Source organism: Nocardia sp. NPDC051321, assembly GCF_044455225.1.
In the GTDB taxonomy this organism is placed as follows: domain Bacteria; phylum Actinomycetota; class Actinomycetes; order Mycobacteriales; family Mycobacteriaceae; genus Nocardia.
On record NZ_JBITEM010000027.1, the window covers coordinates 1 to 16,150 of the forward strand.

Consider the following 16,150-nt stretch of genomic DNA (forward strand, 5'->3'; position numbering starts at 1 on the left):
TCTCGTGTCCGAGCTGTCGAAGCGCATGCGCCGCAGGCGCGAGTCTCGACAGCTCGGACACGAGACTCCGGGGGCCGCGAACACGCCGCGCCCGCGCGGCCAATAAGACAGCTCCGTTAGGGTGTTGGGCAAACCGTGTGACATGGGCGGACGGGCTTTCCCCGGCGTCGTACTGCCATGGCAAACCAGCATGACGGAGGGCCTTCGATGGGGTTGTTCACGAAGCGCAAGCGGCGCCCGAGCCGCAGGGCCGAGGCGAAAGCTCTCAAGCACAAGGCCGGTTTGGAAGCCAAGCTGGTCGCGAAGAACGATCGCAAGGCCCGCCGCGCGGCGGGCCGTACCCAGCGCAAGGTGGCCAAGGCGCAGATCTCGGCATTGCAGGCGGAGGAGAAGGCCTCGCTGAAGCTGGCCGCCAAGGCCGAGCGTGAGCTGTTCAGCGCGAGCCAGATGAAGAAGTATCTCGGCGTCGCGCGGGTGCTCATCCCGGTGCTCGCGCCGCTGGCGTACCGCGCCGCGACGTTCCTGCGCGCGCAGCTGGACACCCGCAAGGCCCAGCAGCTCGGCATCGGCATCGAGCAGCTCGGCGATTTCGGCGGCCACGGCGCCAAGCTGCAGGCCAGGATCGCGAATACCGAAGCGGCCCTTGGCAAGGTCGGCGCGCAGGGCAAGGACAAGAGCGAGACGCAGAAGTTCGTCGCCGCCACCCAGGCCCGCCTGGACAGCCTCGCCGCCGCGGTGCAGACGGCCGAGCAGATGCCCGCGCCGCGCCGCCGCGCCGTGCACACGTCGATCGCGGAGGAGCTGTCCGGGGTCGAGGCCGACGTGCTCGCCCAGCTCGGCGTGCGCTGACCTGCCCTGCCATGTCCCCCGCACCGAGTACCGGCCACCTGCGTGGTGGTCTGGTCGGCGTGCTGGTGGGGGCGCTCGCCGTCGCCGCGCACGGTTCGGCGGGCGGCGGTTTTCCCGGTTCGGCGGAGCTGACGCTGATGCTGCTGGTCGCCGCGCTGGCCGGCGGCGCGGCGAATGCGCTTGCCCGCGGCCGTGGTTCGGTGCCCGGCCTGCTCATGGCCGGGCAGCTGGCGAGCCATGTCGCGCTGTCCGGTCTGCTCGGCCACGACCACGCCGCTGCCGCGACGAGCCCGCTGCCCAGCGGCTGGATGCTCGTCGCGCACGCGGTCGCCGCGCTGGCCTGCGCCGCGGTCATCTCGATCACCGATCGGCTGTACGCCGTGGCCTCCGGTGCCGTCCGCGCCGTGCTCGCCAAGCCATCGCTGCCCCGGATCGTGGGACCGGCGCACTGGTCCAATCCTGGTCTCCCGCATTACCGCTTTCATCCGAACGGCGCGATCGGCCCGCGCGCGCCGCCGGTGCTTGCCTGACCCGCCGCACCATTCCCCTTCGGACAGAAAGACTCTCCCCTCATGCACCGTTCGATTTCGCGCGTCACCGGCACGGCCGTTGCCGCCGCCACCCTCGCGTTCCTGGCCTGCGGCACCGCGGCCGCGCACGTCACCGTCGACGCGCCGGGCGCCCAGCAGGGTAAGTACGGGGTGATCACGCTCCGCGTCCCCACCGAATCCGACACGGCGAGCACCACCGCGCTCACCGTTGTCATGCCGAACCTGAAAAGCGCACGCACCGAACCGATCCCGGGCTGGTCGGCTAAGGCCGAGAAGAATGAGAAGTCGGAGATCACCGCGATCACCTGGACCGCCGAGCAGGGCAACCCCGGCGTCGGCCCCGGCCAGTTCCAGCGCTTCGCGATCGCGGTCGGTCCGCTGCCCGCGCAGGAGACGGTCAGTTTCCCGGCCAAGCAGACCTACAGCGACGGCAAGGTGGTCAGCTGGGATCAGCCCGAGGGCAAGGACGGCGCGGAGCCCGAGCATCCGGCCCCCTCGCTGAAGCTGGCCAAGGGTAAAGCAGCCGATGAGCACGGCGTCGACACCGCGGCAGCGAGCAGCTCCACCGACGACAACGACAACACCGCCCGCTGGCTCGGCGGCATCGGTCTTGCCCTCGGCCTGCTCGGCGTCGCGCTCGGCCTCGGCAACGTGATCCGGGCGCGGAAGTCGTGATCCGGCGACTAATCACCGCCCTCGTCGCGGGGGTGTTCCTCCTCGGATTCGGCGTTGCCGCAACGGGAATCGCCGCCGCGCATTCCGCGCCGACGGCCAGCGTGCCGGACGACGGGGCGACGATCGACGCGGGTCCGGCGCGGGCGAGCATCACCTTCAACGAGGCACTGCAGCCGAGCTTCCCCGCGCTCACCGTGGTGGGCCCGGACGGCTATCTGTGGTCGAAGGGCGCACCGACGGTCGACGGCAACACGGTGAGCGTCGAGGTGGGCGAGCTCGGTCCGGTCGGCGAGTACACGCTCGCCTACCGGGTGACCTCCGCCGACGGCCATCCGGTCAGCGGCAAAAGGCATTTCACGCTCAGCAAGGCGGGCAACGGTACGCACGGCGACAAGCCCAACGCCAACGGCGGTAGCGCCGACTCGGCCAGCTCCGGCGGAATTCCGTTGTGGGTCTTCATCGTCGGCGCTGTGGTGCTCTTCGGCGGCGGTTTGGCGTTCGCGTTGTTCGGCGGCAGAAGCCGGAAACCGAAGCAGCAGTGACCGGTAGGACGATCGGCGGCCGGGGCGGCGCGCGACGGGGCACCGCACGCGCGCCGTGGTCGGTGCTGCTGATCGTCCCCGCCGGGCTGCTCGGCGTCGTCCTCGCCTGGGCGCTGACGCTGCCCGCCGGTTTCGCCGCCGAGGCGACGGTCCGGGTGCTCGCCGACGGTGTCGGCGCGACGGTGCTCGGGCTGGCCGCGCTGCCCAGGGTGCACGAGCGGCTGGTGCCGCCGTGGCGGTTGCTCGCACTGCTGGCCGGATTCTGGTGCGGCACCGAGTTCGCGGTGCTGCTGTTCGAGGCGGCCCAGGTGGTCGGTGTGCCGGTCGGCAGGTTGGCTGCCGGACAGTTCGGCAGCTATCTGGTTGATGTCAGCGGCGGGCAGGTCGGCATCGCCATCCTGGTGGGTGTCGGTGTGGTCGCGGGGTATTCGGCGGTGGCCTTCCGGCGGGCGGATATCGCGTCCGCCGATCTGGTGCTGGTGTTCGCGGCCGTCGCGCTGGCGCTGCGGCCGATCACCGGGCACATGTCCCAGCAGACGTTCGGGTCGGTGCTCGCCGCGGTGCACGCGTTGGCGGCGGCGGCCTGGTTCGGGCTGCTCGTCGCGCTCGCGCTGGTGGTGCGCACCCGTGGCGAGTGGGCCGCGGTGCTGCCGAGGTATTCGGCGATGGCGTTGCCGCTGGTCGCGGCGGTGGCGGTGACCGGGCTGCTCAACGGGCTGGTGCGGGTCGGCGGGCTGACACCGTTCGTCAGCACCGGCTACGGCCGCATCCTGCTCGCGAAAACCGTTGTGCTGGTTGGCCTGCTGGCATTGGGCTGGTGGTGGCGGCGCAGTTGGGTGCACCGGGCCGCCGATCACCGCATGACCGCCGAGGCATCGCTGCGCCGAGCCACGGTCGAAGTCGTGGTGATGGCGCTCGCGTTCGGGCTGGCCGCCACCCTCGCGGTGACGGCGTGACCAGGCGACCTAGATCGAAACCAGTTACTGTTTTCGCATGACCGAAGTGAAGATCGTCGAGGATTGTGCCGCGTCGGCGGAGTCCGCGTTCGCCTACGTGAACGACTATCAGAACCTGCCGCGCTTCCTGTATGGCATCCAGTCCTTCACCCCGGTCGGCGCGCAGACGGTCGGCGTCGGCGCCGCCTTCGACGGGCACATCAAGCTCGGGCCCGCCTCGCTGAAGTCTCGCATCGAGGTCATTCGGTGGGAAGAGAACGCCGTCATCGCGGTGAAGTCGATCAAGGGCTTCGAGGTGGAATCGACCTTCCTGTTCCATCCCAAGGGCGACGGGGTGTGCACCGTCGACGCGATCGTCGACTTCCGGGTGGGCGGCGGCCTGGCCGGGCGCGCGCTCGGCAAGACCATCGAGCCGTTCGTGAAGATCGCGGTGCAGCACACCACGCACAACCTGATCACGCAGATCACCGCCTTCCACCGGAACCGCGCGACCGAATCGGACGGGTCCGTCCATTGATCGGTACATAAAGGATGCTTGACCGATGAGCGCTACACCGTCCCTCTTCCAGCGCCTCGGCTATCTGACCGGCCGCACCCTGCCCGCGTCGATGACCGACTGGGTGCGCGAGGACCTGGTCGGCCCGGGTGCGACGCGACGCTATCTGCTGCGCGTTCTGGTGCCGTTGATCCCGGTGCTCATGCTGTTTCTGCTGCTGCCCGGCCCGCTGTGGATGGGCCTGGCGATGATGGCGCTGCTGTATCTGCCGCTGATCTATTTCACGGTGGCATTGATGTATGTGTATCGGCGGCATCGGCTGATCAAGCACGGCCTCGATCCCGCGCTGGCCGACGCGGATGCCCGCCGCCGGGCCGAGCCGGAACGGCTCGCCTACGAGCGCAGGCACGGCCGAGGTTAACGGTCCAGCAACCTAGCGGTGACCAGTACCACAGGCATAGCCTTTAGGTATGAAAACCCCCACAATTCGGCAGCGGATCGCCTACGATCTGGGCCGCGAGCTCCCCGAGGAGCTGCACGAGTGGGTCATCCGCGACCTCGTCGGACACGGGGCCATGGAGCGATATCTCGTCCGATTCCTCGGACCCGTCATTCCGTTCTTCGCCCTGGTACTGCTGTTTCCCGGGCCGATGCCGCTGAAGATCGGCTTGATCGTGATGATGATCGTCCCGATGATCATCTTCACCGTGGCGCTCGCCTATGTGTGGCGCCGCTTCCGTCTGGTCCAGCACGGGTTGAACCCGGATCTGGTGGACCGCAACAAGTTCTCCGAACACGATCGGGAGATGTACGAACTGCATTACGGGCACCGTTAGGTATCGCCCGAACGAGACCCGCATACCCAAAGCAACCCCAACGCGCGAGTTTTGCGAGCGCCGTTCGCGGCCCGTCGCGCGTCCGAGTGGACGAAGCGCATGCGCCGCAGGCGCGAGTCTCGTCCGCTCGGACGCGCGACTAAGGGGGCCGCGAACACGCCGGGCCGCAGGCACGGCAAAATCAGCACAGTGACCGAATCGCAGAATAACGTTGTTGCCACTGCCGACCTGGCCGACGAGATCGGCCCCGACATCCGCAGCTGCGACACCCAGTTCATCCAGTTCGGTGGCCGTGCGGCCTTTTCCGGCCGGATCACCACCATCCGCTGCTTCCAGGACAATCTGCTGGTCAAGCAGACGCTCGGCGAACCGGGCAACGGCAAGGTGCTTGTCGTCGACGGCGACGCGAGCGTGCACACCGCACTGGTCGGCGACGTCATCGCCGGCCGCGGCGTGGACAACGGCTGGGCGGGCGTGATCATCAACGGCGCGGTGCGCGACTCGGCGATCCTGCGCACCCTCGACATCGGCGTCAAGGCGCTGGGCACCAACCCGCGCAAGAGCACCCAGACCGGCGCGGGCGACCGGGACGTACCGGTCGAATTCGGCGGCGTCACTTTCGTTCCCGGCGACATGCTCTACAGCGACCACGACGGCGTCGTGGTCCGCGCCGAGGACTCTGTCTGATCGGCGGCGCTCGCTGGCCCTTCGTGGTTACGCAGGCTGCCGCCTCCGGCCCTGACGCTCACGCCGCGGATCAGACCGACACCCTCGCCTGATGACCTGCCAGGGTGACGACGTCGCCGATCTGCAACTGCCGCCCACGGCGCAGTTCCACCTCGTCGTTCACCCGCACCAAACCGGAGGCGATCACCGTCTTCGCCTCCGAGCCGGATTCGATCAGATTGGCCAATTTCAGGAACTGACCGAGCCGAATGCCTTCGTCATCGATCGGTACGTCGACTGGTTCTGCCATGAGATACATCCTTACCTTGCACCCGAAATCGGTTGACGCCAGCCCCCGCGCACGGCGCCGCGGGGTGCGCGTCGCGCCCGGAGGAGGCAGCTTGGGTAACCACGGAGGGCGCCGCGAACACCGCCGATGAAACACTGACACGCGTGTGCGACGCGCCGAGAACCGACATGCCCGGGAGGTCTTCGAACACCACGGCGGCGGCACCGTACACACTGGTTCAGTGACCACCACGCAAGCCCGGCAACACCTGATCGAACCGCCCGCGGACAGACCAACCCCGCCGGTCCCCCATCGGGGGCACGGCCGACTGGCCGAGGTCCCGCATATCGCGGGTCTGGTGCTCGGGGTTTTCGCGGTGGTGTGTTTGCTCTGGAGCCTGTCGCCCGGCCTGCGTTTCCTGACCCAGGTACCGCGTCGCTACATCGACAACTACTACTTCGACGCACCCGACACCAACCTGATGTGGGCGCTGATCATCGGCCTGCTCGCGGGCGCGCTGGCCAGTCGCAAGCGCATCGCCTGGTGGCTGCTTGTCGGTTATGTGTCGCTGTACGCGCTGGCCGACGGCCTGGATTTCGCGGACACCGGCAATATCGACGCGCTGGTGGCGATGATCGTGCACCTCGGCGTGCTCGGCGTGCTGGTCGCGGCCTGGCGCGAGTTCTACACGAAGGTGCGCCGCGGGGCGGGCTGGAAGGCGCTCGGCGTGCTCATCGGCGGCCTGACGGTCGGCTGCCTGCTCGGCTGGAGTCTGGTCGAGTTGTTCCCCGGATCGCTGCCGCGCGGCGCGCAGCGGCCCGGCTGGGCTATCTATCGGGTAACCGCAGCGGTGTTGGTGGACAACGAACACTTCGACGGCCACCCGCGCCCGTTCGTCAACTTCCTGCTCGGACTGTTCGGCGCCATCGCGCTGCTCGCCGCGGTGATCATCCTGCTGCGCTCGCAGCGGGCGGCGAACGCGATGACCGGCACCGACGAATCCGCGATCCGCGGCCTGCTGGAGCGGTCCGATCTGGAGGACTCGCTCGGCTACTTCGCGACCCGGCGGGACAAGGCGGTGGTGTTCGCGCCGAGCGGCAAGGCGGCGGTCACCTATCGTGTGGAACTAGGCGTCTGCCTGGCCAGCGGCGACCCGATCGGCATTCGCGAGGCGTGGCCGCAGGCGATCGACGCTTGGCTGCGGCTTGCCGACCAATTCGGCTGGGCCCCGGCGGTGATGGGTGCCAGCGAAATCGGCGCGACGTCCTACCGCCGGGCCGGCCTGTCCGCGATCCGGCTCGGTGACGAGGCCATCCTGGACACCAGGACGTTCTCGCTGGCAGGCCCCGAGATGAAGCCGGTCCGCCAGGCCGCGAACCGGCTGCGCAAGCACGGCATCACCGTCCGGATCCGGCGGCATCGCGACATCCCGGCCGACGAGTTCAAGCAGGTGATCGCCCGCGCGGACGCCTGGCGCGACACCGAGACCGAACGCGGCTTCTCGATGGCGCTCGGCAGGCTCGGCGATCCGCTGGACGCGGACTGCCTGCTCGTCGAGGCAGTAAACGGACAGGACCGGGTGCTCGGCATGCTCTCGCTGGTGCCGTGGGGTCGCACCGGCGTCTCGCTGGAATTGATGCGCCGCGACCCGCACGGCCCGAATGGCGTGATGGAGCTGATGATTTCGCAGCTCGCGCTCAACTCAGAGCAGCAGGGCATCACCAAGGTGTCGCTGAACTTCGCGGTGTTCCGCTCGGTGTTCGAGGAGGGCGGCCGGATCGGCGCCGGTCCCGTGCTGCGGCTGTGGCGCGGTGTGCTGCTGTTCTTTTCGCGCTGGTGGCAGTTGGAGGCGCTGTACCGCTCCAACGTGAAGTACCAACCACATTGGGTGCCAAGGTTTTTCCTGTTCGAGGAGCGCAGGCAGCTGCCACGGGTCGCGGTGGCGAGCGCGCTCGCCGAGGGCTTCCTGCCCCGGTTCGGCAAGGAGCCGGACACCATCACGCACACCGGCATGCACAGCGCGGTGCCCCCGAACATGACCGGGCTGCACGCCGACGGCAGCCCGCCCGACCTCGGCCCGGTCGAGGGCAAGCAACAGCTGCCGCGACGGCCCGAGCAGGTGCGGGTGCGGATGGACAAGCTGGATCGGCTCACCGAGTCCGGCGTCGAGGCGTATCCGGTGGCTTATCCGCCGACGCACACCGTCGCGAAGGCCAGGCAGTCGCCGCGCGGCACCACGGTCCGGATCTGCGGCAGGCTGCTGCGCATCCGCGACTACGGCGGCGTGATCTTCGCGGTGGTGCGTGACTGGACCGACGACATTCAGCTGGTCATCGACCGCGATCGGGTCGGCGCCGACCGCAGCGGCGAATTCACCGAATTCTTCGACCTCGGCGACCTGATCGAGGTCAGCGGTCAGATCGGCAGCAGCAGGCGCGGCGAACTCTCGCTGCTCGCGGCGGACTGGCGGATGCTCGGCAAGTGCCTGCATCCGTTGCCGGACAAGTGGAAAGGCCTGTCCGACCCCGAGGCGAAGGTACGGCAGCGCTACGTCGACATGGTGATCAATCCCGAGTCGAGGGAGTTGCTCGCCAAACGCAGCGCAGTGGTCCGCTCACTGCGCGACTCGTTGAACGCCTGGGGCTATCTGGAGGTGGAGACGCCGATCCTGCAGCAGGTGCACGGCGGCGCCAACGCCACCCCGTTCCTCACCCACATCAACGCCTACGACCTGGACCTGTACCTGCGGATCGCGCCCGAGCTGTACCTGAAGCGGCTCTGCGTCGGCGGCATGGAGAAGGTGTTCGAGATCGGCCGGACCTTCCGCAACGAGGGCGTCGACTTCAGCCACAACCCCGAATTCACCATTCTCGAGGCCTACGAGGCGCACAGCGACTACGAGCGGATGATGCACGTCTGCCGTCAGCTCATCCAGGACGCCGCGCTCGCGGCCAACGGTGCGATGGTGGCGTTGCGGCCGCAGCCCGACGGCTCCTACGAGCAGGTGGACATCTCCGGCGAGTGGGCGGTGAAGACGGTGCACGGCGCGGTGTCCGAGGCGCTCGGCGTCGAGGTCACCCCGGAGACCGACCTGGACCAGCTGCGTGAGCTGTGCGACAAGGCCGAGGTGCCCTATCAGCACGGCTGGGACGCGGGCCAGGTGGTGCTGGAGATGTACGAGCATCTGGTCGAATCCCGCACGGAGGAACCGACTTTCTACATCAACTTCCCCACCTCGGTGTCCCCGCTCACCCGCGCACACCGCAGCATTGCCGGTGTCACCGAGCGCTGGGACCTGGTCGCGTGGGGTGTCGAACTCGGCACCGCCTACAGCGAACTCACCGATCCGGTCGAGCAGCGGCGCAGGCTCACCGAACAATCGCTGCTCGCGGCCAACGGCGACCCCGAGGCGATGGAGCTCGATGAGGACTTCCTGCAGGCGCTCGAGCACGCGATGCCGCCGACCGGCGGGCTCGGCATGGGCGTCGACCGGGTGGTCATGCTGATCACCGGGCGCAGCATTCGGGAGACATTGCCGTTCCCGTTGGTGAAGCCTCGCTGAACGAGGCATTGCCTGCGAGGGGTTCACAGGGGACGAATCGGACAGCTACCCTGGGAAATTCGGGCCGGGTGGCCGGGAGCATTCGGTCCCGGGAGGAGTCCGATACACGAGATGGGGTTCGGAAATGTACCTTGACCTGCTGACCAACATGAGCCTGGTGGACCACAGCGTCTGGGCGAGTCCAGACACCTGGAACTCGGCGATGGAACTAGCGGCCAAGAAGAAGCGCCGCAGCAGCGGCGGCCTGATCATCGGCGGCCTCTGCTGCCTACTGGTCGTCGCAGCCATCATCGGTGGCGTTTACCTGCTGGTGCGCCGCAGGAAGCAGTAACCCTCGCACCCGAAATGGCCCGGTCCGCAGCACGCGAGCCGGGCCATTTGCGTTGAAAACGCTGGGGCTCAGAGGCGCCCCCGCACATCGACTGCGACCCGGGTCCGTCCAACGTGCAGCACGCAGGGCGGATGCGGCAGAGTGGGGCGGGTGCAGTTGATTCTCGTTCGCCATGCCCAACCGGTCCGGATCGTGAACTCGGCCGGGCCCGCCGATCCCGAGCTCGCGCCCGTCGGCCTCGAGCAGGCCGAGCGGGTGCCTGCCGCGTTGAGTCAGCATCGGATCACCCGGGTGGTGAGCAGTTCGCAGCGCCGGGCTCGCGACACTGCGGCACCGACCGCAGCGAAGCTCGGCCTCGGTGTGGACATCATCGACGACCTGGCCGAGTACGATCGCGATCTGCCCGCCTACATTCCGATCGAGGACGCCAAGGTCGAGTTCCGTGCGGTGTACGAGCAGATCAAGGCGGGGCACTTCCCGGACCAGATCGACGGCGGGGCGTTCAAGTCCCGGGTGCTCGACGCGGTCACCGAGATCGCCGCGGGCACCGATCCGGCCGACACGGTGGTCGCGTTCACGCACGGCGGCGTGGTGAACGTGTTGCTGCAGGAAATACTCGGGCTGGAGCGGCCGCTGACCTTTCCGATCGACTACTGCTCGATCACCCGAATCCTGTACTCCCGCACCGGGCGGCGGACCGCCGCGACGGTCAACGAGAACGGGCACGTCTGGGACCTGTTGCCGCGCAATATCAAATCCTGACCGTCCATTCACAGACGATTGGCAGGGACGTCGCACCGCCGTCCCAGTGACGGAACCTTCTATGGGAGCTGGCCGGTTCAAGCGGCCCAGCTCGAGAGAAAGGACTTCCGTGTTGCTCTCAGGAACATCGATGCGACGTCGCATTGTCGGAATCGCCGCGGCGGGGGCGCTCCTCGCCCTTCCGCTAGGCGCGTTCGCGGCCACCGCTTCCGCCGAGGCCCCGGCACCCGACGCCACCGTCCAGGTCCAGGCGGCCAACGGTGACGTGGACCAGCAGGGTGCCGACATCAACCGGCCCCATCACAAGCACCGTCCCGGCGGACCCCACCGCCACCATCCGCATCCGGGTGGCGCGCCGGAGCAGCTCCAGCAGTTCCAGCAGCTGCTCCCGCCGACCGGCTCCGGGTAATCCCTGCTCGGACAAAGCGAAAGGCCCACCTCCTGTGGTCGGGGGGTGGGCCTTCGCTTTGTGTCGGGTGGATCAGGCCATGCCTGCGATCCAGTTGTGCATCCAAGAGACGGCGGTCTGACCGCCGCCGACCGAGTAGCTGCCGTACAGCGTGTGCGCCTGCGACTTGTAGAACCGCTCCAGGTCCTTGGCCCGCTGCTCGTTCGCCGAGTCGGTCAGCTGTGCCTGCAGCGTCGGCACGCCACCATGCGCGAACAGGTCGTTCATGATGTTTCCGGCTTCGATCTGGTAGCGCCACATGTTGGCCGGGTTCGCGTCCGAGGCCTGTGCCATGAAGCCGGCGAACCGGGTGACGAAGTCGTCCGGCTCGGTCGCGCAGTACAGGTCGTCGGTCGCACAGATGCTGCGGGTGCGGTCGGCGATCCAGCCGAAACCGCCGACCCGGGGGCCGCCGGCACCCGCACCGGGAGCAGGCTCGCCGACCTGAACGTCGGTCGGCGAACGACGCGGGTCGGAGATCAGGCCGACACCGGCCATCCGATCCGGCGCGACAACGCTGAGCCCGGTGCCGATCTCGGCCGCGAGATCACCGGCGGCGTCGGCGCCCTGGCTGTACCCGACGAGCGCGATCTTCGTCGCGCCGCACGAGTGCACCATGTCCGAGATCAGGCCGCGCGCCCGATCGACGGCTTCCTTCTTCGAGTTGCCGTAGACCTCGCCTTCCCAGGGGAAAGCGGTCGCGGCATAAGTCACATAGTCGACATCCGCCGACCGAGGCAGATTATTCGTGACACCCGCCAGCATGCCGGGTTGCGGCTTCTTGTCTTTGCCGGTCTCCCAGGTACCAGGGATCGCCACCACGTAGAGGCTCGGACAGCCGGTGTCCGCACTCGCGGAACCGACACCGAACACCATGCCGGACAACACCGTCGCGGATGCACCAAGAGCCGCGACAACCTTCTTCAACTGCATACCGCTCCAGTCCAAACCAATGCCCCTCGTGGGCATCCCCGACAAGTTGCGCACCAACTCTGAACCCGACGGGTGACCTTCCAGTGCACACTGGGTTAACACCGGTCACCCACCACCGTGACGGCTGCGACCCCAAACCCGCATCCCAAGATCAGCAGCGCGACGGGATCACAATAGAGGGCCGAGCCCCCGCGCGCCATCCGAAACCCCGGGTCATGTCCGTTTTCCGTCGAATGCCCAAACCTCAACCACCCCACGGAAACCCACGGCTCAAACCCCGCCTGGCCGACCTCACTGCGCTGTTGACCATTCGGCAATCACACAGCAAATTCAGCCTCATATCGAAACCTACCCGCCCTAGCGGCTATAACAACCCGTGCACCGCGCTCGATCAGCGAGCGGCACCGGACCACGGCAAACACTGAAGCCCCCGCAATGATGACCTACACGTCGCCATTCGGAATCCATTGACAGCCAAAACCATCCCCGGGAGTGTCGCGATCCTTCGACACCTCGCCCTGTGTGGTCAGGCGATTGCCATCACCAGAGCGGTGCCGCCCACCGCTGCCAGCACGCCGAGCAGTGAAATGAAAATTCCTACGCCCAGGCTGCGCGCGCGGCCACCAGACAGGATCAGCACGGCAGCCAGCAGAGTTTCGACCAGGTAAACAATGACGAGCCAGAAGATCAGATACGGATTGATCAGTATCGGGATCGCGTTCACCACCATGCCGACGGCTGTCGCCGTGAACGACGCCACCCCGAAGATCGGTGCCTGTCGCCCGGTTGTCCGCTCCGTCCCCTCGGTCGGCGTCATGTCCCCGCCGGAATCAGTTGGAGCACAACAATCAACGCCGGAGCGCACAGCAGGATCAGCGACGCAACCAGCGCACCGAAGCCGATGCCGCGCCTGGCTGGATTCGCGGACCCCCCCACCACGAACGCGACAACCAGCCCGACCCCCGCGGCGACAAAGTACGCAGTGAGCGGGATGTCATTATCGGCTGGATCGATGATCCTCGTCATGATCGCCAGTATCGGAACAAGCACCACAAACGACAACGAAACACTCCAGGTCGCAGCCATCCAATAGTGTCGACCAGGCTGAAGCAGACGCACGTTTCGTACCCGCTTTCTAGATGTAACCCTTATCGGATGTCGTGATCGGCTTGACTCTCGGCGGATCGCCGACTGTACCGAACTCGGTACCGGGATAGGGATTGCCCGGAATGTCGTACTGATAGTTCCATTCGTTGAAAGGGCGGAATTCCAGCCCACCCCTGCCGATTTCGTGATGGAACGGTAGATTCGCGGCGGGCCCCCAGCTGCGACCGGACACGGCGGGATCGCTGGCCACAGTACGGCTCGAGCCGTCCGGCCGGTCTTGATACACCTCGAGCGAGGGATAGTCGGTGCGCGTGCCGTGTACTTCGATGCCGTCACGTCCAGGCTTGAACACCAGGTCACCATTCACGGTCGCGGCGTGGTCGGCCAATGGGCTAGGCGGTTTCTTGGCAGCCTCGGGCGCCAGTGGATTCGCCGCATCGTACTGAATACGGACAGCACCGTCGTTGGTCTGCCACACCTTGCCCTCGGGAGCGGCCACCTTGACCGGGCCGGGAGTTCCGTCCGCGTTCTGTTCTACCGACGGGTTTTGCCGCATCACCACGATGCCGTTTTCGTAATCGATATACGTGGTGACCCGCGCATGCTCGGGGTCGAAGTTCGGGTCGGTCGATCGGTTGTCTCCCCGGTCGCGGCCGCCCGGATTAGTGATACCGGGATTGCTGACATCCCGCTGCTCGATGAACTGCGAAGCGCGCACGATCCCCTGGCCGTGCACCGGATCGATTCTGACCACCCGGATCTCGGGCCCAACTCCTTGATATTTCGGATCGTAGCTTTTCGGATTGAGCGCCTCGGCGGTCGTCCAGTCGGTCGGGGTCTTGGGTGGCCGTCCGAAACTTTGCTCGAACGCCGCCGCCGATGTCCGCATACGATCCGGATCCGCCCGTGTATCCGAGGATTTGTCCCGCTGGATCTCGGTCGTGGCCGCCGTCAGCACCGAGGCGGGCGCCATGTTCTGGAGTTCACCATTGGCATCGGCGATTTTCGCACCCCAACTCGCGTCGTAACCGTCCAGCGCCGAAACCAGGCCCACCAGCCGCAATAATTGGATACCCGCCTCGGAGTTCCAGTCGGTGACGCCGTGCACAGTCCAGTCGTCGGCGACGCTGATCGGCGGCACCACGTACTGCTGGAATATGCTGCGGATCTCCGCGATCGGATATGCCATGTCTCGGCCGGCAGCAGCACAGGCCACGCTCAGATCGTCGTAAGCCGTTGCGATCGCGCGCATCTGGGTCTGCTCTCGATCAGCTCGATCCTCGGCAGACTGTTTGGCCTCACCCTGCCAAATCAGGTCGTCGTGGATCGTTCGATGCATGGTGTTCGACGCTGTGATAACAGCTTCCGCGATAGCGGTCGCGTTATCGGCGACCTTCTGCAAACCGGAAACATCCCAGTTGAGCACCTGATGCGGAGTTGCCATCGACGTTACTTTCCGGCGTGGGGATCGCCGGAATTGAGGTCGCCGATATCAGCGGGTCTAGCTCTAGCTCGTCAGAGACCGTAACACATGCTTGAACACCCTGTCTGACCTGCAGAATCGGCAGGGAAGGCGGAATAGAACAAAGCGCCTGTGGACGTCGGTGTCCACAGGCGCTTTTCCGCTCCGGTAAGAGAGGGTTCGGGTCAGCGTTGGGCGACCATGGTGGGGGTGATGGGGGCCGGGAGGGCCGTTTCACCTTCCAGGAAGCGGTCTACCGAGGAGGCCGCGGCGCGGCCTTCGGCGATGGCCCAGACGATGAGGGATTGGCCGCGGCCCATGTCGCCCGCGACGAAGACGCCGGGGATGTTGGTCGCCCAGTTCTTGTCGCGCTGGACGTTGCCGCGCTGGTCATAGCCGACGCCGAGATCTTCGAGCAGGCCCGGCTTTTCGGGACCGGTGAAGCCCATGGCGAGCAGCACCAGGTCGGCCTCGAGGGTGAAGTCGGTGCCGTCGACCTTCTCGAAGCGGCCGTTGGCCATCTTGACCTCGTGCGCCTGCAGGCCGGTGACCTTGCCGTCGGTGCCGACGAAACGCTCGGTGTTCACGGAGAACACCCGCTCGCCGCCTTCTTCGTGGGCCGAGGACACCCGGAACATGAGCGGGTAGGTCGGCCACGGAGTCGAGGCGGCCCGCTCCTCGGGCGGTCGCGGCATGATCTCGAACTGGTGGATGCTCGCCGCACCCTGCCGGTGCGAGGTGCCGAGGCAGTCGGCGCCGGTGTCGCCGCCGCCGATGATGATGACCTTCTTGCCCTTCGCGTGGATGGGCGGCAGGCCGTCGGCATCGGTGACGTCGTCGCCGAGCTGCACCTTGTTGGCCCACGGCAGGAACTCCATGGCCTGGTGGATGCCGTCGAGTTCGCGACCGGGGATCGGCAGGTCACGCGCGATGGTGGCGCCGCCGGTGAGCACGACCGCGTCGTACTGTTCGCGCAGCTGCTCGGCGGTGATGTCGACACCGACGTTCACGCCGGTCTTGAAGATGGTGCCCTCGGCCTCCATCTGCGCCATCCGGCGGTCGATGAAGCGCTTCTCCATCTTGAATTCCGGGATGCCGTAGCGAAGCAGCCCGCCGATGCGGTCGGCCCGCTCGAACACGGTCACGGTGTGACCGGCGCGGGTGAGCTGCTGTGCGGCGGCGAGTCCGGCCGGACCGGAGCCGACGACGGCGACCTTCTTGCCGGTCAACCGGGTCGGGTAGACCGGGGTGACCCAGCCCTCGTCGAAGGCGTTCTCGATGAGGTCGATCTCGACCTGCTTGATGGTCACCGGGTCCTGGTTGATGCCGAGGACACAGGACGCCTCACAGGGCGCGGGGCACAGCCGCCCGGTGAATTCCGGGAAGTTGTTGGTGGCGTGCAGGCGGTCGATGCCCTCGCGCCACTGGCCCTTGTAGACCAGGTCGTTCCACTCGGGGATCAGGTTGCCCAGCGGACAGCCGTTGTGGCAGAACGGAATACCGCAGTCCATGCAGCGGCTGGCCTGACGCTGCAGTGTCTCCTTCGGATAACCCTGCTCGTAGACCTCTTTCCAGTCCATCAGCCGCAACTCGACCGGGCGACGGGTGGGTAGTTCCCGCGAGGTGTGCTTCAAAAAACCTTGTGCGTCAGCCACGTTCGGCCTCCGTAATCTTGCCTGTGGACA

19 protein-coding genes are annotated in these 16,150 nt (G+C 67.0%); 13 read left to right on the forward strand and 6 right to left on the reverse strand.

The window, feature by feature from the left end; translation table 11 throughout:
• Nucleotides 1-207: 207 nt before the first annotated feature.
• The 9 genes from ACIA8C_RS41475 to rraA all read left to right on the forward strand — a co-directional run bounded on the left by ACIA8C_RS41475 (nt 208) and on the right by rraA (nt 5,592).
• On the forward strand, nt 208-849 hold the full coding sequence (locus ACIA8C_RS41475; protein ID WP_397144729.1) for a DUF6474 family protein: 642 nt from the start codon (nt 208-210) through the stop codon (nt 847-849).
• 11 nt (nt 850-860) lie between these two features.
• Nucleotides 861-1,379, forward strand: coding sequence for a hypothetical protein (locus ACIA8C_RS41480; RefSeq protein WP_397144731.1), 519 nt, complete (start codon nt 861-863; stop codon nt 1,377-1,379).
• A gap of 42 nt (nt 1,380-1,421) precedes the next feature.
• Nucleotides 1,422-2,075 carry a YcnI family protein gene (locus tag ACIA8C_RS41485; RefSeq protein ID WP_397144733.1) on the forward strand — a complete coding sequence of 218 codons (654 nt, stop codon included), beginning with the start codon at nt 1,422-1,424 and terminating at the stop codon, nt 2,073-2,075.
• Complete coding sequence (locus ACIA8C_RS41490) at nt 2,072-2,617, forward strand: copper resistance protein CopC (RefSeq protein ID WP_397144735.1); 546 nt, start codon at nt 2,072-2,074, stop codon at nt 2,615-2,617. Before ACIA8C_RS41485 ends, ACIA8C_RS41490 begins: the two co-directional genes overlap by 4 nt.
• Nucleotides 2,614-3,573 (forward strand): copper resistance D family protein, encoded by a 960-nt coding sequence (locus ACIA8C_RS41495; RefSeq protein ID WP_397144737.1) that lies wholly within the window; start codon nt 2,614-2,616, stop codon nt 3,571-3,573. The genes ACIA8C_RS41490 and ACIA8C_RS41495 overlap by 4 nt, the downstream gene beginning before the upstream one ends.
• Before the next feature lie 37 nt (nt 3,574-3,610).
• Nucleotides 3,611-4,090, forward strand: coding sequence for an SRPBCC family protein (locus tag ACIA8C_RS41500; RefSeq protein WP_397144739.1), 480 nt, complete (start codon nt 3,611-3,613; stop codon nt 4,088-4,090).
• Nucleotides 4,091-4,115: 25 nt separating this feature from the next.
• Entirely contained in the window at nt 4,116-4,490 is a 375-nt protein-coding gene (locus ACIA8C_RS41505) for a DUF5313 family protein (RefSeq protein WP_397144741.1), read from the forward strand.
• A gap of 49 nt (nt 4,491-4,539) precedes the next feature.
• Nucleotides 4,540-4,905 carry a DUF5313 family protein gene (locus tag ACIA8C_RS41510; protein WP_396994851.1) on the forward strand — a complete coding sequence of 122 codons (366 nt, stop codon included), beginning with the start codon at nt 4,540-4,542 and terminating at the stop codon, nt 4,903-4,905.
• Nucleotides 4,906-5,094: 189 nt separating this feature from the next.
• Complete coding sequence (gene rraA, locus ACIA8C_RS41515; protein ID WP_397144743.1) at nt 5,095-5,592, forward strand: ribonuclease E activity regulator RraA; 498 nt, start codon at nt 5,095-5,097, stop codon at nt 5,590-5,592.
• Between the two features lie 70 nt (nt 5,593-5,662).
• On the opposite strand, the gene ACIA8C_RS41520 is transcribed toward rraA, so the two are convergent.
• Entirely contained in the window at nt 5,663-5,881 is a 219-nt protein-coding gene (locus ACIA8C_RS41520; protein ID WP_040729260.1) for an RNA-binding S4 domain-containing protein, read from the reverse strand.
• A gap of 220 nt (nt 5,882-6,101) precedes the next feature.
• Here ACIA8C_RS41520 and lysX point away from each other — a divergent pair, with 220 nt between their 5' ends.
• From lysX to ACIA8C_RS41540, 4 genes are all read left to right on the forward strand, one after another.
• A complete protein-coding gene (gene lysX, locus ACIA8C_RS41525) occupies nt 6,102-9,422 on the forward strand; it encodes a bifunctional lysylphosphatidylglycerol synthetase/lysine--tRNA ligase LysX (RefSeq protein ID WP_397144745.1) in 3,321 nt (1,106 codons plus the stop codon).
• A 124-nt stretch (nt 9,423-9,546) separates the two neighbouring features.
• Entirely contained in the window at nt 9,547-9,753 is a 207-nt protein-coding gene (locus tag ACIA8C_RS41530) for a hypothetical protein (RefSeq protein WP_397144747.1), read from the forward strand.
• Nucleotides 9,754-9,903: 150 nt separating this feature from the next.
• Entirely contained in the window at nt 9,904-10,515 is a 612-nt protein-coding gene (locus tag ACIA8C_RS41535; RefSeq protein ID WP_397144749.1) for a histidine phosphatase family protein, read from the forward strand.
• A 130-nt stretch (nt 10,516-10,645) separates the two neighbouring features.
• A complete protein-coding gene (locus ACIA8C_RS41540; protein WP_397144751.1) occupies nt 10,646-10,924 on the forward strand; it encodes a hypothetical protein in 279 nt (92 codons plus the stop codon).
• Between the two features lie 72 nt (nt 10,925-10,996).
• On the opposite strand, the gene ACIA8C_RS41545 is transcribed toward ACIA8C_RS41540, so the two are convergent.
• From ACIA8C_RS41545 to ACIA8C_RS41565, 5 genes are all read right to left on the reverse strand, one after another.
• A complete protein-coding gene (locus ACIA8C_RS41545; protein WP_397144752.1) occupies nt 10,997-11,896 on the reverse strand; it encodes a cutinase family protein in 900 nt (299 codons plus the stop codon).
• A gap of 526 nt (nt 11,897-12,422) precedes the next feature.
• The gene (locus ACIA8C_RS41550; RefSeq protein WP_397144754.1) at nt 12,423-12,713 is read right to left on the reverse strand and encodes a hypothetical protein; all 291 of its coding nucleotides are present in this window, start codon (nt 12,711-12,713) and stop codon (nt 12,423-12,425) included.
• Entirely contained in the window at nt 12,710-12,922 is a 213-nt protein-coding gene (locus ACIA8C_RS41555; protein ID WP_397144756.1) for a hypothetical protein, read from the reverse strand. Before ACIA8C_RS41555 ends, ACIA8C_RS41550 begins: the two co-directional genes overlap by 4 nt.
• 109 nt (nt 12,923-13,031) lie before the next feature.
• Nucleotides 13,032-14,447 carry a WXG100 family type VII secretion target gene (locus ACIA8C_RS41560; RefSeq protein WP_397144758.1) on the reverse strand — a complete coding sequence of 472 codons (1,416 nt, stop codon included), beginning with the start codon at nt 14,445-14,447 and terminating at the stop codon, nt 13,032-13,034.
• Nucleotides 14,448-14,650: 203 nt separating this feature from the next.
• A complete protein-coding gene (locus ACIA8C_RS41565) occupies nt 14,651-16,120 on the reverse strand; it encodes a glutamate synthase subunit beta (RefSeq protein ID WP_397144759.1) in 1,470 nt (489 codons plus the stop codon).
• Between the last annotated feature and the right edge of the window lie 30 nt (nt 16,121-16,150).